The sequence below is a fragment of the Asticcacaulis benevestitus DSM 16100 = ATCC BAA-896 genome (genome assembly GCF_000376105.1).
In the GTDB taxonomy this organism is placed as follows: Bacteria; Pseudomonadota; Alphaproteobacteria; order Caulobacterales; family Caulobacteraceae; genus Asticcacaulis; species Asticcacaulis benevestitus.
In genome coordinates, this window is the sequence record NZ_AQWM01000029.1 from 22021 (window position 1) to 45806 (window position 23786).

Genomic DNA, 23786 nt, shown 5'->3' on the forward strand with positions numbered 1-23786 from the left:
GGCAAACGGCTATGCAGCGGCTATCCCGATACCGGCCGGCCAACTATTTTGAACGCCAGAGGACGCAGCGAGTGAAGTTTGCGCCGCGGCGCCATCGCGGTTCCAAACGGCGGCCGTTCCGCCAGAGGTGCCCCCAAAGGCCGCCATCGATTGCCGTAGTAGCAATTGTTGCTGTGGCAGTGTGTCTTGAAAATCCAGCAGGTTACCAGGCGCTACCGGTTCTTGCCCCATTATTGAAAGCAAGTCCGCTAGGGAGGCACCGGGTGCTGTGCCCCCTTGGCTGCTTTCACCGTTCCACCAAGCTGTTCGATGACTTGACGATGTTTCGACCGGTTTAATCGGGCTCGTATCCGGTGCACTGGCCACCAAAGATTGCGCATTGACAGGTTGGTTTGCAAACTTGGCATCGTTATTTAACTGAGCAGGCACGGCCCCCTCATTTGCCGGACGCGCAGGTTTAATTTCGGCATTCTGACTTGAGGATGCAATATGTCCGGACAGGCTAGCGGTAGCGTTTTCTGCTTGTTGCACAGTGACTAGCCTAGCTTGACTGGAAGACAACAGCCTAACTCTATCGCCAACATTTGAGGCTTGACCGGAGAGCCAGGCAGCCTGTTCGCTTTTGTTCATTTTCTCCCAGCGTTCAATAATTTTTGCGTCGAGGTGATCATTGTCACTGAAATCTACCTGAGCCTTGGCCTTGACCTCTTGGTAACTAGCGCCGATCTGGTCCAATAAGGCTTTCTTACCCACGATGCGAGCGGCTTTGGCGGCGGTGGCCGGATCGTTTAGTAATCGGCCGAGCTTACCGTCCGAATTCCCGGCACCCCACTCGGCTTGATAATCGCCGGCGTAAATACCGTTCGAGCCAAGAACATGGCGGGCCAATGCCACATCATACGCGTCCCCTTGTTGCCCGTCGGCCCAAATGAACTTCATTGTATTTTGTACAAAGTTGTCGATGGTCATGGCTTGGGTGTATCCAGTCGCCACTCCATTTAAGTCTATTGCGGCTATTCCTGCCTCGGTTAGCGTTTTCAATTCTTGGGGTGTCGAACGGCCATTCTGGTTGGCATCGACCCACAACAATATTTTATCAAAGCTTTCGTCACTTCTATTAAGCAAGCTGTCGCCATTACTATCCCACGTTTTCAATCCCTCAAGATCGCTCGTCGCCCCCTTTTTGTCCTGCGCGAACGAAATTTCAGAGAGTGTATTTATCGCTCCGTCGCCATTCCGGTCCACTGCCAGAATGCCATCGGTAGGACCAACCCAGCCAAGTTTCGACAGTCCACCTTCAGCTGTTTGTACGATCACGTTAGAGCCATCAACTGTGGAAAGATCGAGCCCGTCGCCGCCAAGATCAAGGACGATTGGGTAGACACTCTGATAGTTCCACGTCTCCGTTGCGTTCCAGGCGATGTCTGACTTGCGCAGATCTATGGACGTACCACCTGCCAGCACAAATTCGACCGTCGGAAAAGCAACAGTTGTAATAGTTTCAGAAAAATAGACCCAAGTGTATCCAGAATCGTCGGTTTGATAGTAATCAATAGTCGTATGGACAGTTGTCTTCGTCCCACCATTTATAATTTTAACCCGGTCTGCAACTTGAGATGCTGTCTTTGATGAGTCCAGTGTATCTTTGAGACCGATATATAGGTCTCCGCCCAGGACCTCAAAAATCACATCGTCGGCTGTCGCTGTGGCGCCAAACACCAGCGTATCATCACCGCCCGTGTCAGTTATGGTGTCGGCTCCATCACCTCTATCATAAGCAAACTGATCATCACCTGAGTACGTTGTAATCGTATCGTTTCCAAGACCGCCGATTATTATATTGCCATGATCTTCCCAGGCAGATCCCGATCCTGATATAATGTCGTTACCGTTGTAGCCCATTATCCAATCAGAATTAGTGCTACCGTTTATAGTATCATTGCCATCAGTGCTACCACTGGGCTGAAAAGCTATCTGACTGATATCGAGTTGCGACGCCCCGCCAATGTCCAGAGTCTTGAGTTTGTTATTACCCAATGTTGCGAAATTAGCGGTAACACGCACCTTGTCCGCCGCTGTTCCTCGAATTCCGACATCTAGAAACCCAGAAGATCCACCTGAGGTAGATATATAGAGGTCGGAGTACTTCAGATTTCTGGCAATTTTAAGCGTGTTACTGCCTCCATTGTCCTCAGTTACCGTATCACTTCCATCGCCGCGGCTGAACAAGTAGGTATCTGCGCCAGTGCCACCGCTTAGTGTGTCATTGCCCTTTCCACCTTCCAGAGAATGGGCGCCAGCGCCCGCAGAGAGCGCATCGTTGTAGTCACTGCCTACGATACTCTCGATACTGATATATGTATGGCCTGTTGCCAGTCCACCCGAGCCGCTGCCTTGCGATGCGGTCGTTTCGGAGTACGTACCAAGGTAGGCAGTTACAGCGGATGCCGCCTCTGAATAATCAACCGTGTCAGTGCCGAGCCCTCCATCATAAATATCGCCGCCAGACCATCCGGTCGGCACCAAGATGGGCACATCCAGGTAGTAGTTGTATGAGGTAGTAAATGTTTGTGTAACAGCCCCATTTCCTGTCGCGATAATCCAATCGTGGCCAGAAAGTCCCTGGATGATGTTTTGGTTGGCATCACCTTTCAATTCATCGGAATACTTCGAACCGCGAAGATTTTCTATGCTGCTCCAACTATCCCCTTCCGCATCGCCACCAATTGCAGATAGTCCCGCCAAGCTGACATAAACTTCCTCGCTCGACCCCTCATAGCTAAGAGTGTCAGACCCAGCTCCGCCAGTCAGGACGTCCGCATCGGCGCCTCCCTCCAATATGTCGTCGCCTCCTCGACCGTCCAAGGTATCTCGTCCGGACAATCCCTTTAGTGTATTTGCACCAGTGGTACCGTAAATGAGATCCGCGAATGCTGACCCAGTTCCACTTTCAATATTGATCAAGCCATTGCTGGTTAGCCATTCACCGGTCACATAATTGTAAACCTCGGCAAGCCGAGAGTTCGGATTGGCAATTGACGGATCTGCATTCGTATTCCAATCGGCCGGCCGCAAGTCAAGATCATATCGCACACCGACCGCGAAGCGTTCTGCACTTATGGCATCGTTGCTCGTCGCATCATCCGTGAAATTAAAATCACTTCCTCCCATGTACCAGTTGAAGGCTTGGTCCGGCGCCAAGAGCAACGTATCGTTTCCGTTACCCCCTATGATGCTATCGCCCCCGGTGCCTCCCACGAGAGTATCATTGCCGTCGCCGCCACGTAGGACGTCATTCCCCGCAATAGACGCGAGATAGTCGTCTCCTGCATCACCGTAAAGATTGTCGCTTCCAAGGCCGCCGATCAAGACATCGTTATCAGCCCCGCCGTAGATAATGTCATTGCCTGCGCCACCGTCCAACCAATCCCAGCCAGCCCGGCCATACAAGGTGTCGTTCCCCTGCCCGCCTAGGAATATGTCATCACCACCTGTATCGTCTAAAGACACAGCAGATGTACGACCGCTACGATCGATGAAATCGTTGGCTACAGAAACGCTACCGGACGTGCTGTACCCAACTTTTGACACCTGATCTATATAGACGCTGTAGCCTCTATCTTCCCATTCGGGGATCGCTGCGTTAGATATTACCTCACGCGTCAATGGTCGGGTAAAGAAGGCATAGGGTTCATTTCCACCAGTGCTCATCAATCGCAACATAACGCGTCGGTAAGCCGTCCCGGGAGGAGCAACGGAGCTGACGTTGAGTTGGTTATAATTGTTGATATCGCCTTGATAGCTACCGCTTTCTCGTGCACTTCCGCCAGCCTGCGCCCAAGCGAGGTGATTTTTATTTTCGTCGAGGTACTGAATAAACAAACCAGCAAATCCGCGATGTTGGGCTGCAGACACACTGGCCTCGTATGTCGCCCCAGCGCGGGACACGATAAGATCGGAATAAGTGTCTACCACTTTATTGGTCGTGGTTCCCGCCATGTGAACCCAAAGGACATCATTCCCGTTTCCAGACCAATCCTGCATATTCACGCCTCGCCCCCAAGCGGTCGTGGAATCGGTTGCCACGTCCCAGAACCCTGCAGAGAGGTTTTGAAAACGGCCGTCTTTAATATCGCTGCTTCGCGGTCCGTTAAGGGCTTGTGGCAATTCTTCGAATACCCCTTCAACCGCGCCAAGAGCCTTTACGGAAATTATAGCGCCCGATCCCGCACGCAATGCGATATTTGCGTCTTCGAAATACAAGCCGGAATTTTTGTTGACGCCGAAGCTATTAAGGAAACCGGCCATTCCGCCGTAAAAGTCTGATGTCGCAAACTGGTCGAGCTTGAGTTCAGTGGCGCGCTGTAATGTGACAATCCAAGGATTACTAAGGGTTTGTGCTTTAGCTGTAGCCGTGAGCCGGTCGAATTGCGCCATGTTCCCCAAGTAGATGGTAGCATCTGATGGCGCGAGCGAGCTCTTTGATATTTTATCTATTAACGCCTTGTTGGTCCCTGCATAAAATGCTTGATCCGTAGCAATGAGCGACGGTAGAGATTTGGCGAGAATTGCAGAAACAATTCGATCAATGACCGCCTTATTGGCGTTGTAAATAGAAGTATCAGATCCAGAGTAAACGGATGGCGCTCCCAAGCGAACCATCCTGTCAACGATATCTTTATTGCTACCTACATAAAATATTTCGTCATTTTTGTTCCTGAGAATGGCCGCAATTCTATCAAATTGCGTTAGATTTGCCGCATAGGCTGAATTTTCAGTGGCCTGAAGAGTTTGACCACCGGCAAGCTTGTCAGCAATAACTTTATTTCCAGAGACGTCGTAGAATGTCTGGTCCGTTGCGGTGAGGACGCGTGTTTTGTACCCCTCAAGCAAGTATCCATTGAGTAGTTTTTTGTTCTTTGCGTAAAAGTCAAAGTCCTCAGCAGTCTGAAGATCGCCGCCTAACGTTAGAATATCCTTGGCTGCGCTTTGTAAGATGGCTCGCTTCATAAATATGTCGCCACCAACGATTTTAGTATTGCGAATAGCAGCTAAAGATCCAAAGTCTACCGCTTCATCGGCCGACGACACATCCTTCCTTGTTCCATTTACCTTAACGTAAAGCTGCCCACCAGTATGACCATAGGCTTGGGTTGTATTTACGCCATTCAGGTTGGAAACCCAAGGGCGATCATCGCCGCTAGTGACCCTTCCAATAAATCCATTAAGTACATCGCGGGCACTTGTTGCCATACTTTGCGCCAGGTCGGTATTTCCACCGTTTGCCGAAGTTACGGCTCCCAATTCGTATCTTGCGTACGGCAACTGAAGTACCGTTTCCGCATTTGCCGAAGGTACTCTGGGCTTTTTAGCCCCAAACAGATTGCCAACAAACGTGCCGAGTACTTGGCCGAAGAAAGAACCGACGGGACCGCCTATGATTTGTCCGATGGCGGAGCCAATAGCCGATAATAATACGGCTGCCTGGTTGATAGGCTGAATAATGGCCGAAGCAATTTTAGAAGCAATGAAGGACGACAGAGCGTTGCCAAAGACCTGGCCGAATTTGATATTTTCAACCCCTGGCAGATTGCTGGCGGTGAATACCCCTTCGAAGGGTTTGAGATTGGCTCCAAGATTTGCAATAACTTTGTCTATAACAGCGTTGGTGCTTGCAGAAACCACAGTAGTAAAGAGCTCAGAACCAAAACCTTTCAGCCCGAGGGAAGTTGCCAGTTGTCCTGCGAGCATTGAGCTTACAGTGCCGACAATAGCCGTCTCCATACGCTGTCTGACGTCTAACTGAAATGACTCAAGCACTGACGAACGAACCTGTGTGCTAGCGTCGTTATAGATGCCCTGAGGCGTACCTTTAATGCCTGCGGCAATCCGCTGTCCCATTTCGCCCAACACTGACGAATATAGTATGCCCTTAAGTTTATCATTACCGGCAAGGTAGTTACCTAAAGTGGCGCCGATGACATCTCCGACTTGGATGGTTGTAGAGCTAGGATTGAATCCTCTACCATCACGAAGCGGAGCCGATCCCACAACTGACCCCTCTTTTGAAATGCCGACTATGATAGTAGCCCCTGTTGGAACACCATTCGCATCCGTGATATATCCCGTGGCCGTCGAACTGTTCGGCGTTGCTACTACGATAGCGTCTTTGATTACTGGCACGCCATTCTCTGTGACAGTCACCTTCGACTTAATAATGCGCGCATCCCTAACGCCGCTCATAACTACCTGTGAGCCGATTTTCACATTCAACAGACCCGTGGTCTTTGAGATCTCCACCTCTACTAAATTTTGCCCAGTCGAGGTACGATAGATCCTCTTTACCGATGTGGCAGTTTCGTCTGCATATGCGCTCTCGTAGTCGGCATAATTTACGCTAAAGCCGGAAATAATTTTCCCTTTAGAATCTATGACATATAAAAAATTTCTATCATCGGACAGATCAGCGGTGCCTCGGTCGTCACTCGTAATATCGAGTTGCATTCCGCCTTCCAGGTTATACGCGAAGTGTCGGCCCACAACGAAGACAGTCACCCCATCTTCACTTTTAATCAGGTCAGCTCCAACGCTCCCTGCAGTTGTCTCGATCGCCTTATTGTATGAATTGAATGTACGGATTCCTTCAGAAAATTGCGCTACACCCTCGTCAAAATAATTAATGAAATCCTTGTTGTTTTTAACAAATTTAGCCGATCTAATTAGAAGGCTAGCCCCCTTTCCTGTAGGCGTAAATTGGGCAATAATTTTGATAGCAGCCCAACCACCTCTCGCTACATTCAAACCGATATCCAACATCAGCAAATTATTATTTGGGTTGTTGGGACTATTATTTATCTGCTCGATATCCGTCGCAATGGCTGTAGCAGCACTTACGAGGGTTGCTGAGTCTGCTATCACACCGTCGATTGTTCCGGTTGCATCCAGCTCCTTGGCGAAAGTAACAGTTGCCGTGGTCAGGTTTTTACCCGCGTTTACAAGGTCACCAAGATGCGCTGGACTGGGATCAGCCTTGTAGGCAGTAGCTGCCTTTTGAGCTACCTCGATCGCCAACAAAAACGAAGTCATTTTTCGCCTTATTTTGGTGTAGTCGAATATACCCTTCAGCATCGGCTTAACTTTGATACCCATGGCAGCCCCCAAAATCAAAAATGGTTATATATTTTTCGAGATACGCGATTTTACAAAGATGAAACGAAAGAAACTAAACAAGAAAAAAATTAACGATAATGTCGTGCAAAGAATATATCCATACATCATATAAACAGTATGCACGCCTGCCTGGCCATTATTGGATCTGTTGCGGTGAGATCCATACTCGTCGATCGAGATAACGCTATTTTTTATACTTGAAACTGATTCGCCATAAGAGATAAGCTTTCCATCACTGGCCTCGACATCTAACATAACGTAATATGGGGCGATATCTCTACCTTCATTATCATTGTAATATTGAACGGAGGCAGATTTGCCGTCTAAGCCACGTGTCCGCCGCCCAAAGCCGTCACTATCAAGGCATTGGTTGATTGCTGGTCCAGGCTCGCAATTAAGCTCCAAGGTGTCACCAGCCTGAGTCCGAAAAGTATAAGGACCATTCGAGCAATAACGTGAATTACAATCAACAAGATTGTGAGAAGCGAAAGATCCTTCCGAAACGGAAAGGTCGCCCTCGGCAGGTGCCACCCAGCTTCTGAATACTAGGCTATTCAGATACGTTGGTGACAACGCGAGACAAATCACCAAAAAAACAGCGGATAGTTTTAAAGCTCCGCTTCTGTTTTCAGCCATCCCCCCCCCAATCGTCCATGCGGGACGAGAAAAACCTCACGATACGCAGACCACAATCTGAGTGGCCTTCCCTACAAGCCAACTCCTCTTTTAGTAGCAAGACATTGCAATAAAGCAATGGTAAAATTATGCCACTTTTGTGACAGTTTTATAAGTCATTGTTTTTACTGCCTGCTATTATTTTAACACGCAAAAGCACCGTGTAGTCGCGACATTGAGCCGTCTTCTTGGCATCTCAACTACATACCCGCCTCTGACCTTGAAGGTGACGAAGACAATGGGTAGCCATACTTATCTAGCGCGAGAGAGGGTAAGGGATTGAATGGAAATTGTAGAGTTATTCGAACCTGAGCCTCAATCACACAACAGAGGCAAGGGCCACTATAAACACGGAGATAAGCATATATTGCCTCCTCAGTTTGAGTGTCCCGCGGTTCCGGGTATGGGTGTGGTTGGACTTTCGGTACCAAGCTCCAGGCTTTGGAGTTCACCTGAGGCTGGCGCAATAGCGTGGTAGAGTTTAGTCTGATCCAGTTCGTCGAGTCGAGTTTGATGGGCGTGGCTTTGCCCAAGAGTGTCTACCCCACGGATAAGATGCTCCCACGGCACGCCGTTTTTCGATTGGATTGTTCGCAGATTGCCAGCCACGTCGTAGGGATTGATACCGACAATCAGCACCCGCGCCTCCAGATAGCCTATGTGGCGCAGCAAGGACGCCTGCGCCACATAGGCATCGCGTCTTGAAGCGATCAGGGCGAGCTTGGCCTCGGTCAAGTTCTGCTCGGCAACCAGGACGTCCAGCGTTGATCGCTGACCAAATCGAAACTCTTCCTGCATACCCTCGGCAGCGATCTCAGCAGCCGCAAGTTGCCGCTGCTGTATGTCGAGGTTCAGCTTCGCCGAGACAACCTGGTTCCAGGCTCCCACGATGTTCTGCACCATGACACGTCGCGCACCCTCAATCCGTAAACGGTCGCCGGCGTTGCGGTTGATGGCCTCGCGATAGCCGGACGCATTGGCGCCGCCCGAGAAAAGAGGTTTCGTAAAGGTCAGGCTGACCGAGAAATCCGCATCCTGATCGCGCCGATCATAAGGGGACAGTTGGCCGTTGAAGCCGTAGGACGTTCGGGCGGACACAACCATGTTGTTGGCCGATCGTGCCTGATCCGCCTGCTTTTGGCTTTCACGTTCGTTGAACCGTGCTTGGAGGAGTTCCGGACTGTTGTCCATGGCGATGTCAAAGGCCTGGTCGAGCGTTGTCGGCACCAACGGGAGGGCTGGCGCTTCGTCTAACGTCCCGGGGTTCTGTCCGACCAAAGCCGCATAGGTGGCACGACTTGATTGCAACTGAACTTGCGTCAAGGTCATCTGCGCCCTTGCGGCTTCGAGTTGGGCCTTCGCTTGCTCGACATCTGTTCTTGTCACTTCACCAGCGACGCGACGCGCCTCCGTCATCTCCAGTTGGCGTTCGAGTGCTTTCAGATTGGCCTGTCTGGCGGCTAGGTTTTCCGTGTCACGGTTTACATCCTCGTAGGCGCCGATGACCTGTAGCAGCAAGTCACCCTCCGCTATCCTCAAGCTCTGTCGGCCTGACTGGACGCGATAAGAGGCCGCGTCAATGGCGCTGCTAGTCTGTCCTCCGGAATAGAGCATTTGCTCCATTACCAGACGCACATCGTCCTTGTTGGATTGCAGGCGCCGCCCGACAAGCGGATCGGCTGCCAGTCTCAGGGCCTGGGTTGCATCGCCGGCACGGCTGTCAACATAGTCGGCCGTCACCTGAAGGTCGCCCTTGGGACGGATCGCCGAATACGCCCTGACATAGGACTCATCAAGTGCCTTCAAATCATAGCGCTGGCTTTGCAGGACGGGATTGGACTGGTAGGCCTGAACGATCGCTTCAAGTAGGGTATCGGCGTTCGCAAACTGCGGGGCAAAGGCAAGACTTATCGTCGCCGCCACACCTGACATCCAGTATCTAAGTTTTACGCCTACCATTTCCCACGCTCAAAGCTGGTGTCAGCCGCACAGCCATTATATCTGGCGGCGGCAACGGCGCTTTCAAAACCTTTCAGTTTGAATTCGCGCGGTTGGCTTTTTTCGTTGGCGCGGATCGTCACCACCCGAGCGTTGCCAATCTCCGCCTCGGGGAGGAGAACGACACCTCCTGTGGGATTTTCCAGGCTTGCGCCTTCAAGAGAGACCCGGTTCGCGGCCAGGACAGGAGATAGAGTCTGCCAACGCTTTGCAGGCCTGTTATCGATGCTGTACCAGGCGTTAAGCGTGTTGACGTTCTCCCCCATCTCAAAGCCGAAGGTCTTCTGAGCATAGGTGATGCGACCTTCGGTCAGGGTCTTCATCTTCATCAGGCGACACCGCACCTGCCCGGTGAAGCCGTCGGTTTGGATCGTCATGCGCCAGAGTTTGGCATCGTAGGTTCGCTCTTTAACTTTTTGCGCCTTATGGCGCAGCTCGCGCTCTGACGGTTCACCCTTGTGAGGGTGTAGCCAGCGCGGCAGGCTCCCCTCAAGCTGTTTGGGCCAGGCGAGGGTCCACAGGCCTATGGCCATAACAGATAACAACACGATAATCCCCCCGTGGGCTTTGAGTTAGTTGACGGAAGGCGCCTGATAGGTCGAGACAATCCGTGCGCCGTTCTGGTCGATGGTGTGGTACTTGAACGGCTTGCCGTTGAAGATGCTCGCCGCGAGGTCTGCCAGTATCTCGTCCGTGGCACCAAAGGGTGCAACTAGATCGATCAACCACGGGCGATCACCATTCTGCCATTCGTCCGGACGCAGTTTGCCGCCGCCGGCTTCGAGACGGGCCTCGGTTTCTTCCGACACCGTCGCCCACAGGGCCACGGCTGCCGGGCTGTTGGGGCCGTTCCACACGCGGAACTGCTCCAGCAGGATCGCCGGCATAGCGAACCATTCAAGATCGCCAATGAACAGTTGCTTATGCAAGGGCGATTGCGTCATCAGCCATGTGATCTCGCCGAGGACTTGCGCCACCGTCTTTTGCGGCGTGGCTGCGGGTTGTGCCGAAGAGGTTTCATCCATTATCATTAAACTCCATAGGTTCATCCGCTCCGACCTGTTTAGTGGAGCGGATATTTGTCATTGTCAGCGTCCGATCAGACGCTTGTAGGGTGAGCCACTGCCTTAGGCAACTGCACTCGCAAAGCCCGATTGCGATTGCGCACGAAGACCCGTTGAGGCCGCGAGCGCCACAGCGCTCGAGGCATCCCGGTTCCATACGGCTGGCGATCCACCCGATGCGCCGCCGAACGCCGCCATGGATTGTCGCAACAACAGTTGCTGCTGCGCCATGGCGTAGTCGCTCGGTTGCCCCCGGCCTTGGTCTGGCGTAGCCGTTTCCATGGCAGAAAGCACGCTGCTCAGGTTCGACGATCTGTAAGCGCTGTCGTTTTGTGTCTCGCTGCGCCACCAGGCCTGCGCCTGGGATGAAGCGCCGGCAGTCGTGAAACCGGCGACAGTGAGATCGGGCGCGCTCGCCGTCACAGACAAGCCCCCCAACTCGGACGCACCTTGGCTGTAGGCGGTCGAGCCGGTTGCAGCGCTCGCGCCATTACCAGCCGTATCCAGTCCAAGTCCAGCGCTTACGGAAGCTCTGGCGTGGCTGTAGGCCGAGTTTTGAAGATCGCGGGTCGCCTGCTGCGCCACCTCGGAGGTTGTCTGAAGAGCTCTCTTCGCCGATACGGCAATGACAGACGCATCGGTCTGGACAACCTGTCCGGATAGCCAGGCCGCCTGTGCACTCTTGTCCATTTTGGCCCAACGCTTGGCCACCTTGGCATCAACAGCATCGGTATCGCTGAAGTCAACCTGAGCCTTCGCCTTGACCTCCTGGTAGCTGGCGCCAATCTTATCGAGAAGACCTTTCTTAGCAGCGATCCGAGCCGCCTTGGCTGCGGTCTTAGGGTCGTTACTCAGGCGGCCGAGAGTACCGTCTGAATTGCTCGCACCCCATTCTGCCTGGTACTCACCAGCGTAGAGCCCCTCGGAGCCAAGCACACGCCGTGCCAGAGCGACATCGTAAGCGTTGCCCTGCGAACCATCGGCCCAGATGAACTTCATGTTGTTCTGCACGAAGCTATCGATGCCCATATCGGCTGTGTAGCCTGTGGCAACGCCGTTGAGGTCGATGGCCACGATGCCTGCTTGTGTCAACGTCCTCAACTCTCTCGTCGTCGAACGACCATTCTGGTTGGCATCGACCCAAAGAAGGATCTTGTTGAAGTTGGCATCACTGCTGTTCAGCAACCCGTCACCGTTCGTATCCCAGGTCTTGAGGCCTTCTAGGTCGCTGGTTGCGCCAGTCTTGTCCTGAGTAAACGATATCTCTGATAGCTTGTTTATCTTGCCATCGCCGTCACGATCAACAGCCAGGAAGCCATCCGTAGGTCCGACCCACGCCAACTTCGACAAGCCACCGCCGGCGGTCTTAACGACAACTTCGGAGGAGTCGACGGTTGACAAGTTCAGCCCATCGCCATTGAGATCAAGCGCGATCGGATATACTTGCTGGTAATTCCAGGTTTCAGCGTTAGTCCAAGCGATATCAAGTTTGCGAAGGTCGATGGACGTTCCACCAGCCAGTACATACTCAACAGTATTGAGCGAAATAGAATCATAGTTCTCTGTAGCTATGATCCAAAAGCCGTGTTCAGAGTCTCCGGCATAGTGATCGATAGTGTTGTGGACTAGGTATTTTACCCCCCCATCGACGATTTTGATCTTATCGGCCACCTGAGAAGCCATCAATGCGGAGTTCTGTGAGTCTTTCAGGCCTACAAAGAGATCGTTGCCCACAACTTGATAAATAACGTCTTCGGCCTTGGCGGTTGCGCCGAATGCAATTGTGTCTTCTCCGCCCGTGTCGGTGATAGTATCAAATCCATCGCCACGGTCGTAGGCGAACTGGTCGTCGCCGGCCGAAGTCGAGATTGTGTCGTCGCCAAGCCCTCCAATGATAAGATTACCGCTATCTTCCCAATTTGTCCCATAACCGGTGATGATGTCGTTGCCGTTGAAGGCAAAAATCCAGTCGTTGTTATTGGTGCCATTCAGCGTATTGTTGCCATCCGTGCCACCGCTGACCTGGAAAGTGATCTGGCCGATGTCCAGTTGCGAAGCGCCGCCTATAGCAAGCGTCTTCAGCCTATTTTTCGTCAGAGTGGCGAAATTACTTGCGACGGCCACTTTGTCGGCCGTACCGCGAATGCCGACATTCAACCAGCCGCTGGAGCCACCGGCGGATTCGATGTACAGATCGGAATATTTAATGTCACCTGCGAAGCTCAGCGCGTTGTTGTCGGTATTGGTTTCGGCAATAGAATCGACGCCATCACCACGGCTGAACAGATAAGTATCACCACCCGCGCCACCATTTAAAGTATCATTGCCCTTGCCGCCTTCAAACGTGTGGGCACCCGTCCCCGCCGACAAATTGTCGGCATAGGACGTTCCAACGATGTTTTCAATATTGATATAACTGTGGCCCAGGGCCAGTCCGGAAGAACCACTGCCAGGACTGGCCGTTGTCTCTGTATAAGAACCCAGGTTAGCTGTGATGCCCGCACTAGCCTCAGAATAATCGACCGTATCTACACCAAGCCCACCATCGTAGATGTCGCCGCCGGTCCATCCATTCGGCACCAGAATCGGCACGTCTCGGTAGTAATTATAACCAGTCGTATAGGTTTGGGTTACGGGGCCATTGCCTGTCGCTACGATCCAGTCGTCACCGGCAAGCCCCTGGATGGTATTCTGATTGCCATCGCCCTTAAGCTCGTCTGCGAGTTTCGAGCCGCGCAAGGCCTCGATGCCGGTCCAGGTATCCCCTACCGCATCGCCACCAAAAGCTTGCCCGGTCGTGAGATTAGCGGACACGCCCTCGGTAGAGCTTTCGTAACTCAGGATATCGATGCCGGCGTCACCGGCAAGTTGATCGGCACCCGCGCCACCTTCCAGAATGTCGTTCCCGTCTCGCCCAAAAAGCTTATCATCTCCAGCAAGCCCTTTGAGAACATTATCGCCGACTGTTCCATAGAATCGGTCGGCAAACTGCGAGCCTGTTCCATTCTCGATACTGGCCGTATGCATAGAAGTGAGCCACTGGTTCGAAGCCAGACTGTAAACCGCCAGCAATCGAGCGGCGGGGTTTGACAAGGCAGCATCACCGCTCGTATCCCAGGTGGAAGGCCGTATATCCATATCAAAGGAAACACCGACGTCGATGCGATCAGCACTTACTGTATCGCGGCCATTCGGGTCGCTGTTAACACCCCAATCGCCACCGTTGTACCAATTAATGCTGAAATCCTTCGCCATTAGGAACAGGTCATCACCATCGTGACCTAACAATGTGTTATACCCTGCGCCGCCAACAAGCGTGTCATTGCCGGCACCGCCATACGCACCAGCACCCGTTAAATAGTCGTCCCCTGCACCGCCGTATACATTGGCATTCCCCGTGAGACTGATGAGGATGTCATTGCCGTCATAACCCCAAATCTCGTCATTACCGCCATTGCCGACAATCCAGTCGAAGCCACTACCGCCTTTGAGTACGTCGGCAGCAGAACTGCCTAATATGACATTATCGCCGCCGGATTGGTCATTGATGGTGACGGCCGTGGCAGATCCGCTCAAATCGACAAAATCGTTGCCCGCGCCAACCGTGCCCGTACTCGACACCATGCCCACCTTGGTGACTTGGTCGATAAGCACTGCGTCATTCCACCCGGTGGCTTGCGGCAGAGTGGCGAAAAAATTCTCATTTTTGTGAGAGGTATAACTCAATCCTGCCTGAACAGGCGCGGCTAGTCTTGTCACATTTTCAGCGGACTCGGTGAAGCCGGTAGCGACTTCGGCACGTGTCACACCACTGTTTAGCGTATTGATCCAGCTTTGGATTTCTCCGCTGCTTGCCGTCCGGTTAAATACGGTTGCATAAAGCTGAACGATGAAATCCCAATCGCTGAGATTGGCGCCAACCCGGTTTACGAACTCCTGACTTGAGAGAATATCCGCAGCGATATCCTTTAAGGTCTTCCTGCCCAATTCCAGCAGGTTGGTATAATCGTTCATGCCAAAGCCATCAGGTGCGCGATTAAGCAGCGCGCGATACAGACGGTATATTTTTGCAGCGGCGCTCTTCGTATCGGTCGTCGTCACGACAGTATCGAGACCGATACGCATGCCGCCGCCACTGACAGCCTTGACCTGGAAATCTTCGAAGTGAACCTTACTCTCTGCTTTGGCCACACCGAAACTGGTCAAGAAGCCCCCCAAACCGCCGTAGAAATCGGATGTGGCAAACTGATTCAGATTAAGTTCTGCGGCTTTGGATAAGGTTATCGCCCAAGTGGCCGCAAAGGTATCATGAGGTTTTTGGGCAATTAACCCGTTGATATAGGTCCGGTACTGATTGTAGGAGCTATACTCATTGGCGACATTCATATCTGCAGTAAGTGTTACCAAATTTTCAGCCTTTGAGTTCAGGATCGCACGTTTGTAGAATAGGTTTCCACCCACGACCTTTGTATTGCGAATCGCCAAGAGAGTTCCGCGTTCGATCGCAATATCAGCCGATGCAACGTCGGTTCGTACTCCATTTATTTTATAATAAATCTGGCCGCCGCTGTGTCCGTAAGTCTGATTTGTCGACGTGCCGTTCAGATTGCTTACATAGGATTTGTCGTCGCCATAGGTAATCTGGCCAATGATTTCATTCAAAACATCTCTGGCGCTGGATGCCATGTAGGTAACTAGATCCAGATTTCCACCGTTGGAAGCGACTGCCGCTCCAAGCTCGTATTTTGCATAAGGTACCTGAAGGATTGTCTCTGCCGTGGCAGCTGGCGTCCTTGGTTTCTTTGGCCCGAATAGATTTCCGATCATCGTACCAAGTATTTGGCCGATGATAATGCCGATCCCAGGCGCCATGAAGCTCGCAATTACTTTTCCAAAGACACTTGCCAATCCACCTGCAAGCATAGTCGCCGTGCTGCCGATAACTCCAAGGCCGGTGACACCCGCCCCAGCGGCACTCGTCATTACAATCTGGCCAAAAGACGAACCCAAGCTGGATAAGAGAATGGCCGCTTGTGTTTCTGGCCTCACAACAGCCGAAGCTAGCTTGGAAGCAAAAAAGGAAGTAATTGCGGTTCCGATCAGATTGCCATTAACACCGGTCCAGCCGTCCTTAGTGAATACCTTCTTAAAATCCCACCCTTTGAAGATGGATGCTTGGGAGGTCTGGACATTTTGGAGAACCTGCCCAAACACGGAGCTGCCGACCTGATTATAAAGCTGCGCGCCGAACCCACTCAGCCCCATAGCCTCACCCAGTTCTGCCGTCAGATAGCTGCTCAAACTTCCTTTGATTTGATCATTAACGGCCGCCCTGAACCCTTCCCCATACTGGGCGCTAACAGCATTGCCTGCGTTGCGCACGATCGCTGCGCCATCGGAGTTCGGTCCCATAGTACTTATGCTATTGGCGAAAATGTCCAGCAGAGGCGTGATGAGGACGTTCGTGACGGTACTGCCTATTTTGTTATTTGGCACTAAAACGTCTGCAATCGTTGATCCTAGCCCTCTAACGAACTGAGAAAAAATCGCCGGAGCTCCGCTACGAACATCAATTGTCTCCACCTGCACCTTTTCGTCGCTTCCACCGGCTCCCATGCTTGCAACAACCTTGACCCGGCTGCCATCGCCGGCCACCGCTTCGACGCTGCCGCCGTAGGCAGTCGTCTCGGAGGTATAGACAGTATTGTGCAGGCCCCGCACTTCGATGGTCGAACGAATGCTGGACTCGTCAGCTTTAAGGAAGTCGGCATAAAAGTTCGCGTTTCCTGATCCGCTGGTTACCAAATTCGCAGTGATTACCACGAAGGTCACGTGATCAATGATTTTGACGTTAGGATCAGTTTCACTCTGGAATGTGAAATCGCCGGAAACCTGCGTTTTTCCCGAACCAGCATCGGTTGTGACATACACCCCAACGGTACCCACGCGATTGAATTTGTGTCCCGCAAGTGAGTCCGCGATGGCCGCGTAAATATTCGCCTTCAGTCTGTTCGGGACTTCGTCTGGTCTAACTGATCGGTATTGACTGTTTCCGTTTTCCACCGGGCGGTAACGGCTATCCCACAACAGGTGTTTACCGCGATTGGCAGTCCAGGTTGGCGTGGTCCACCCACTTTGTGCCATTGCGTTAGGATAAAGGGACGCCAATTGGGGAAACAGGGTATCATAGGTGTGGCTGAAAAACCCAGGGTCCCGCGTTTCGTTCCAGGCAAATGTGGAATCAGGCGTCAAGTCGGGCATCTGGGTCATATTGCCCGCGACGAGGTCGTTCCACAATAGATTGCCCATTCCGACCAAGGTTGGCCAGAGCCGCCCGTCACCGACCAGTCCGGTCGAATTACTCCCACCATTTAAGAAATCGGACGAAGTCGTGGCAATTTCCACGGGAATTCCGTATTGCGCGACAGGATCAACCGCGCCCCTGAACAGCGTACCCTGCGGCTCGTAAAGTTCGAGCATGCCGACTGTTGTCGGGCTCTGCCGCGCATAGTCCGCAGCGACAGCCGCGCCATGCGATTGGCCTACCACAGCCTCGAAGTTAAGTGTCGGGACGCCATGGCTCGATTTGTACAGGCTAATAGCCGTATTTACATCTTCCAACTGGCCACTTGGTAGCCCAGTCCCTTGCCGAGCAATGTCCATCATGTCGCGCATGCCTTCGCCGTTACCGGCATCAACACCGTCGATGAGCAAGGTATATCCAGTCGTCGCCTTGAATATAAGGACGCTGGCCCCCTTGGGACCCTCGTACATCCAGACTTCTTGGATATTGCCTTGAAGGTCATCTACAAGCTGGTTCACACCGGCCTGGGCGTTGGGTGGAAAGCGATCGCCGGCATAATGGTCTTTAATGAGGTCGACGGCTTCTGTTCCGACCCAGCCTTTGCTGCCGCCCGCCGCAACGACCGCATCGTGTACTGCAGTACTATACCCCAAGGACATTGCCGCACGACGAAGCGCTCTCATCTGTTTCTGGGCAGTGGTTGTGTACGGCATCGTCCCCTCCTGAGTACCTAGTTTATGATGGTTGTCTCGCAGGATTTCGTGAACCCTGCGGTAGCGTTTCGGTCAACGTAAAAATGAGCTGCCATGTAGGTCCGCCCATCTCGAAGAAATATCTGGGATGTTCTCATGCGGACCCCGCCGTATTTCGATGGCATGAGCTCAATTGAGTAGCCTCCTTGGCCATCCATACCGTGATCCCCCATTTCAAATCGGGAAAGGCGGCAATCAGCATCCGGCTCGTTCCAGGCGGCATCAAAAGCACTTCCGGTATGTCCCTTCAGGAAGGCGTCAGCTTCCGCATTGGATAGCCCAATAACTTTCGGAACCGGCCTCACTTTACATGGCCTTCCAAACGTTACGGACTTGTACTCGACAAAATGCTTAAGTCTTGGAAGGTCACCATCGAAGACCCACCGTGCATGGCTGTTGACTAAGAGCGCCGAGCCCTTTTCAACGCCAGGACGTGGAAAGTCGTTGCGTGAATAATGCGAGCCGATCCAAACAGCAGGCAGGGATGATTTTTCGAAATCTTTCGTGAAGCGGATATTGCAATTTGCGTCTGCTGTACATTCCTCCGGGCTGGATAGCCCGCCAGAACGTTTCGAAATGTCGCCGAGGAGTTTGTAGTTGTCACCCTGCCCATATTCTCTAAGCTCAATAGAAGGCCAGTAGTTAAAGTTCACGGGCGCCTTCCGGCACCAAATATCAAAAACGTCGTCACCCCCTATGTGCTTTTGGGACATAGGTATAACGGCATCCCTTGCTGCCTCGTAGATTACGCTTATCATCCTGTAGCCACCCGGCGTTTGCGAAACTGCACCCAACGGCTTGCCATCGGCTTTTTCCAGCTGGGAGGAGACTGACAAGATCAGATCACCACTCGTTCTGAAGTGGACACGCATGACTGAGCCCGGTTGCGGTTGCGGCTCATAGGCGCGGCACCACATCATCAGTGCGCGCGCATGCACCAGATCGGCTGTCTGACCCGTTCCAAATATCAGTTCGGGGCCGGTCTCTTCATAGATAATCCGATCAAGTCCGCACGCCTTGGCAGCTTTTGTCCTGACATCGGGTTGCGTCGCGAAAGTAGCGGCTTCCGGATCAGCAGGGAAAGTGTAGAGGCTTTTCTCAGGTCGCAACGGAATGGCCCGTCCCGGTTCTCCGCCCGGATATGGCGCGTAAGTGATTTGGGGCTGGGATGTGAAACCTTGAGACACTTCCGCGTTTGCACAAGCGCCTAAACTTGCAGCAAGAAGTGCTGGCAAAATCTTCCAATTTTTATGCATCTCTTATCACCCCAAGGCAGTACGGCACTTCCTAAATCCCTTATTCAGCCCTGGCTTGTTCCCAAAGCATTTTTAGTTCGCTTACCGGCCGCTCTCCGATGCAAGACTGTTCCGCATCACGACTATCGTTGGATAAAGCTATCGTGCACTTGTTGATGTTCTGCGAGTGTGATCTCACCCAACTGAATTTGGGCTCACTGCGCATGACCATGCCGCCAGCGTTGGTCGACGATGCGCCTTGGTAACGCTGAACATCTTCACGACCGCGCTGCTCCATCGCCTGAGTGCGATATCTCGACGCCATATCCATGTCCTTGGCTTTACCCCTGAGGCCAAAAACGTAAATTATACTCAATTCGTACTGCGCCTGACCATCGCCTGCATCCGCTCTTGATTCGATCTCAGACAGCGGGGATGTTAAAGCTGATACGATCACCCTTTGAACAGCCTGGTCATAGTCAGCCTGTGTCGTGGCACATGAACTAAGCATGACACTGAGACCGGAAATGAGAAGAACGATCTTTAAAATATGAGCCCTCATGCCACCAACTCCAACAGGTTTAATTAAAAAAGAAAAGCGACACGTCCACCCTAAAGCCATTGACACAGCACAACGTACAAGCCGTTCTGAACGATATGAAATCGTTCGTCTTCGCGACACGTAATACGCAGGCTATATAATTTGCAAGCCTGAAATTCTCCCAAAAGTAGCAATTTAAAACATTCACGAAACGGTAACATTGCGCCACTTTTGTGACACGCCCAAGGCATTGAGTAGGAGGAGATTTCTCCTCCTATCTTTCCCTCCCAGCCTCATTTACGGCTTTAGCCACAGGCGACCAAATGTAGCTTATTACCGTGCGTTTGCCGGTGACAATTTCCGCCATCACGCTCATACCGGAGGTGAGGATAACTGGCTTCCCAGACAATCTAAGGTTTTTTTGTGTAATTTTTATGCGTGCCGGGAAGACCAAGCCGCGTTTCTCATCGACAATGGCATCAGGTGAGATTTCCGTCACTTCGCCCTCAAGGGTGCCATAGCGGGTAAAAGGATACGCCTCAAGCTTGATCACAACGCGATCATGGGCATGCACGAAGCCGACGTCACGGTTGAGAACAAGGGCTTCGACAATCAATTCCTCGCCATCTGGCACGATGGTGACGATCGGTTTCCCGGATTCCACAACCTCACCCAAGGTTGTTACTGAGACCTGTTGTATCGTACCGGAGACCGGCGCCGTCATAGTTTGCAAGGCGCGCTTACGGTCGGCCTTGTTGAAGGCATCGCCGCGTGTTGCTGTCAGGCCTTCCGCTTCGGTGCGTTCCTGGGCGGCTTGTGTGACGAACTGCTCGCGTAATTCAGCCGCGTCGCTGTTGAGCGAAGCCATCTGTGCGTGCGCTTCATCCATGCGTGCGCGTTGCGTGGCGATGTCCTGCTCAGCCGTGATGATCGACTGCTGAAGCTGTAGAACTTTCTGACGCGCGCCGAATCCTTTGGCTTCGAGAACCGTCTGATCGTCGAACTGGCTTTGCAGGATAGGCAAAGTGCGTTGCAGTTTGGTGATCTCGGCCTGAGAGGCGCGCATCGACGCCTCGGCGCCGACACGGCGCTCCATGATCGAGCGGCGTTTAGCCTCATAAGCGGAGATACGCGCCGCCACCAGTTGGCTTTCAGCCTGAACCGCCATGACAGAAGAGCCTTCTGGAGGTGACAACGCGGCGCCCCTGCCCGCGGCGTAAGACAAGAGTGCATTGGAGCGCGCCAGCACCAAGCCGGCGGTTGAAAGCTCAGTGATGGCGCTTTCGGCATCGGCGTCCGTCATGGTTGGATCGAGTTCGATCAAGACCTGACCGGCCGTCACATGTTGCCCCTCACGCACGGCGATCGTGCGCACAAGCGCCGGTTCAAGTGCCTCGACCGATCGCAGCCGCCCAGTCGGGACCAGCCGACCTTCGGCGATGGCGACCATCTCCACCCGGGCCAGGCATGACCACAACAACGCACCCAGCGTTACGGCAACGATCGACCAAAGGATGGCACGGCCGATGGGCGACGGCGGTGTTTCAGTAACCTCTAAGGCGGCCGGCAGGAATTGTGTTTCAATTCGGTTGCTGCGTTCAACACCCCGTCGCAGGCTTTCAGCCTTCCAGGATTCGATCAGAACACGGATGTGCTTTCTCAGGCTCATGCGTCCAGCCCTCGCATCTGGGTATGCCACAGGCTGGCGTAGCGTCCGCCGGCTTTCATCAGGCTATCGTGGGTGCCGGTCTCTGTGATGTCGCCGCCCTCCATGGTAACAATACGGCTGGCCATGCGGATGGCCGACAGGCGGTGAGCGATAATTAGGACGGTACGTCCCTTGACGATCGATGCCATATTCTTTTGCAGGATCGCCTCGGATTCTGCATCAAGTGCCGACGTTGCTTCATCAAGAATAAGGATGCGTGGATTGGTGATCAACGCACGAGCAATGGCAAGGCGCTGCCTTTGCCCCCCGGATAGGTTTGAGCCACGCTCTTCGAGAAGTGTATCGTAGCCCTCCGCCATCTCCAGAATGAACTCGTGGGCGCCTGCCATTTTGGCGACCGCAATGACAGCCTCCATTGGAAGGGACGGATCGGCCAAAGTTATGTTGTCGCGTATCGTGCGGTTGAAGAGCAGGTTTTCCTGCAAGACGACGCCTACTTGACGACGGAGCCACGCCGGATCGACCTGAGCGAGATCCACGCCATCCACCAATACGCGCCCGCTCTCAGGTACATAAAGGCGTTGGACAAGCTTGGTCAGTGTCGATTTGCCGGAACCCGATGGCCCGACAATCCCCAGGACTTCACCTGGGATCACGCGCAGAGAAACCCGCCGGATGGCCTCGCGTCCGCCCGGTTTATAGCGGAACGTCACATCATCAAAATCGATCTGGCCTTCGATACGTGGCAGCGCGGCACGCGACGGTGAGAACTGTGCTTCCGTTGGCGTATTGAGGATGTCGCCAAGCCGGTCAACGCCAACGCGGGCTTCCTGGAACTGTTGCCACAGGCCCGCCAGGCGCAGCACTGGTTCCGCTACACGACCGGCCAGCATATTGAAGGCGACCAGTTCACCCACCGTCATCTTGCCGCTCAGGGCGAGCTTGGCGCCAACAAAGAGGATCAGGACTGTTGAGGCCTTGTTGATCAACTGGATCGCCTGGCCACCCCATATATTGAGCTGCGCGGCCTTGTAGCCAGACTTTACGTAGGCCGCCAACAAACGCTCCCAACGAGTCTGCATCTGCGGTTCGACAGCCGAGGCTTTCAGAGTTTGAATGCCTGAGACGCTCTCCACGAGAAAAGCCTGACTTTCGGCACCGCGCGCAAACCGCTCCTCGATGCGTTTGCGCAAAGGCGTGGTGATCAAGCCAGCGGTCAGAGCATAAAGCACAATACAGATCAGTACGATCAGCATCAGCCAGGGCGAATAGAACCACATCACCACAAGGAAGATGACCGTGAACAGAAGATCGATGATCAGGGTCACGGATGACGACGTGAGAAACTCGCGGATGGTATCGAGTTCGCGGACGCGGGCAATGGTATCACCGACCCGCCGCGCTTCGAAATAAGCCATCGGCAGGGCCAGCATATGACGATACAGCCGCGCGCCTAGCTCGACATCGACACGGCTCGTTGTATGGGTGAACAAGGAAGCGCGCAGCCCACTCAACAGCGCATCGAAGATAGTGACGGCCGCCAACCCCAGCGCCAGAACATCCAGCGTTGTCAGCCCCTGGTGAACCAGCACTTTGTCGATGACGACCTGGAAGATTAGCGGCGTCGCCAACGCGAACAATTGCAGGGTCAGGGAGGCCGCCAGCACTTCGCCGAGCAGCCCACGGTACTTGACAAGCGCCGGGATGAACCAAGTAACGTCAAACTTGTTGTTCGAAGATAGCTCGGAGCGCGTCGTGATCAGCACGGCTTCACCCGACCAAATTGCCGAGAGTTCGCTGAGAGAAAGGGTAGTCGGCGCCTCATTTGGCCGCTGAATAAGTGCCTGTCCGTCATGGACGCGCGCCAGGATAAAGAAATCGCCCTCGTGACCGCAGGCAATCACCGGCAAAGGTGCATCCTGCAGTCGTGATATGGGCAGCTTGGTCAGCTTTGAACGAGCACCGAACTTGCGCGATAATCGGACAAGATCTCCAGCGTTTGCCACGCCGTCTTTGCCTAGCGCATGCTTTAGCTGACCGGGATCAGCACTTATCTGGTGAAAGCCCAAAAGCAACACAAGACGTAACCGGGGCACATTCCGGTGCAGCTACGTTGCTGCGAGCCTGACGAGGGTTGGTAGCTTTTGGACGTATGGAGCGTCTTGGACTGTGAAGCGGTCGCCAAGGAATCGGTAGAACGAGATCTTGAGCTTTGCGCAGGTTTTCATCAGGCCGAGCATGGCATCTCGGGCGGCCTTTCCGGCGTCGCTCATGGTCCCGCCTGATATTTTGCGCTTTGTCACGATAGAGCGGATGTCGTTTTCCGAACCGTTTGTGTGTAGTGGGATGTCTGGGCGGTCCAGCACACGAAGGAGGTT

At 53.2% G+C, this 23786-nt stretch carries 11 protein-coding genes; all 11 read right to left on the reverse strand.

The annotated features are described in order from the left end of the window. Positions 1–9: 9 nt before the first annotated feature. Positions 10–7149: a calcium-binding protein gene (locus B060_RS0118755; RefSeq protein ID WP_018083344.1), complete on the reverse strand. Its 7140-nt coding sequence runs from the start codon at positions 7147–7149 to the stop codon at positions 10–12. Between the two features lie 24 nt (positions 7150–7173). Continuing rightward, positions 7174–7806, reverse strand: a complete 633-nt coding sequence (locus tag B060_RS27365; RefSeq protein ID WP_155847858.1) for a hypothetical protein — start codon at positions 7804–7806, stop codon at positions 7174–7176. A 414-nt stretch (positions 7807–8220) separates the two neighbouring features. Beyond that, complete coding sequence (locus tag B060_RS25220; RefSeq protein WP_244874641.1) at positions 8221–9804, reverse strand: TolC family outer membrane protein; 1584 nt, start codon at positions 9802–9804, stop codon at positions 8221–8223. Beyond that, positions 9798–10391 (reverse strand): hypothetical protein, encoded by a 594-nt coding sequence (locus tag B060_RS0118770; RefSeq protein WP_236621656.1) that lies wholly within the window; start codon positions 10389–10391, stop codon positions 9798–9800. The genes B060_RS25220 and B060_RS0118770 overlap by 7 nt, the downstream gene beginning before the upstream one ends. Before the next feature lie 24 nt (positions 10392–10415). Beyond that, a complete protein-coding gene (locus B060_RS0118775; RefSeq protein ID WP_018083348.1) occupies positions 10416–10868 on the reverse strand; it encodes a toxin-activating lysine-acyltransferase in 453 nt (150 codons plus the stop codon). 102 nt (positions 10869–10970) lie between these two features. Then, positions 10971–17924 carry a DUF4214 domain-containing protein gene (locus tag B060_RS28095; RefSeq protein ID WP_018083349.1) on the reverse strand — a complete coding sequence of 2318 codons (6954 nt, stop codon included), beginning with the start codon at positions 17922–17924 and terminating at the stop codon, positions 10971–10973. A gap of 17 nt (positions 17925–17941) precedes the next feature. Next, complete coding sequence (locus B060_RS0118785; RefSeq protein WP_018083350.1) at positions 17942–19219, reverse strand: hypothetical protein; 1278 nt, start codon at positions 19217–19219, stop codon at positions 17942–17944. A 40-nt stretch (positions 19220–19259) separates the two neighbouring features. Further along, positions 19260–19760 carry a hypothetical protein gene (locus B060_RS0118790; RefSeq protein ID WP_018083351.1) on the reverse strand — a complete coding sequence of 167 codons (501 nt, stop codon included), beginning with the start codon at positions 19758–19760 and terminating at the stop codon, positions 19260–19262. Between the two features lie 253 nt (positions 19761–20013). After that, positions 20014–21408 carry an HlyD family type I secretion periplasmic adaptor subunit gene (locus B060_RS0118795; protein ID WP_018083352.1) on the reverse strand — a complete coding sequence of 465 codons (1395 nt, stop codon included), beginning with the start codon at positions 21406–21408 and terminating at the stop codon, positions 20014–20016. Continuing rightward, on the reverse strand, positions 21405–23504 hold the full coding sequence (locus B060_RS0118800) for a type I secretion system permease/ATPase (protein ID WP_081606929.1): 2100 nt from the start codon (positions 23502–23504) through the stop codon (positions 21405–21407). The genes B060_RS0118795 and B060_RS0118800 overlap by 4 nt, the downstream gene beginning before the upstream one ends. Positions 23505–23516: 12 nt before the next feature. Then, positions 23517–23786: IS66 family transposase (locus B060_RS26730; RefSeq protein ID WP_018083354.1), on the reverse strand; the 270-nt coding region annotated here is incomplete at its 5' end.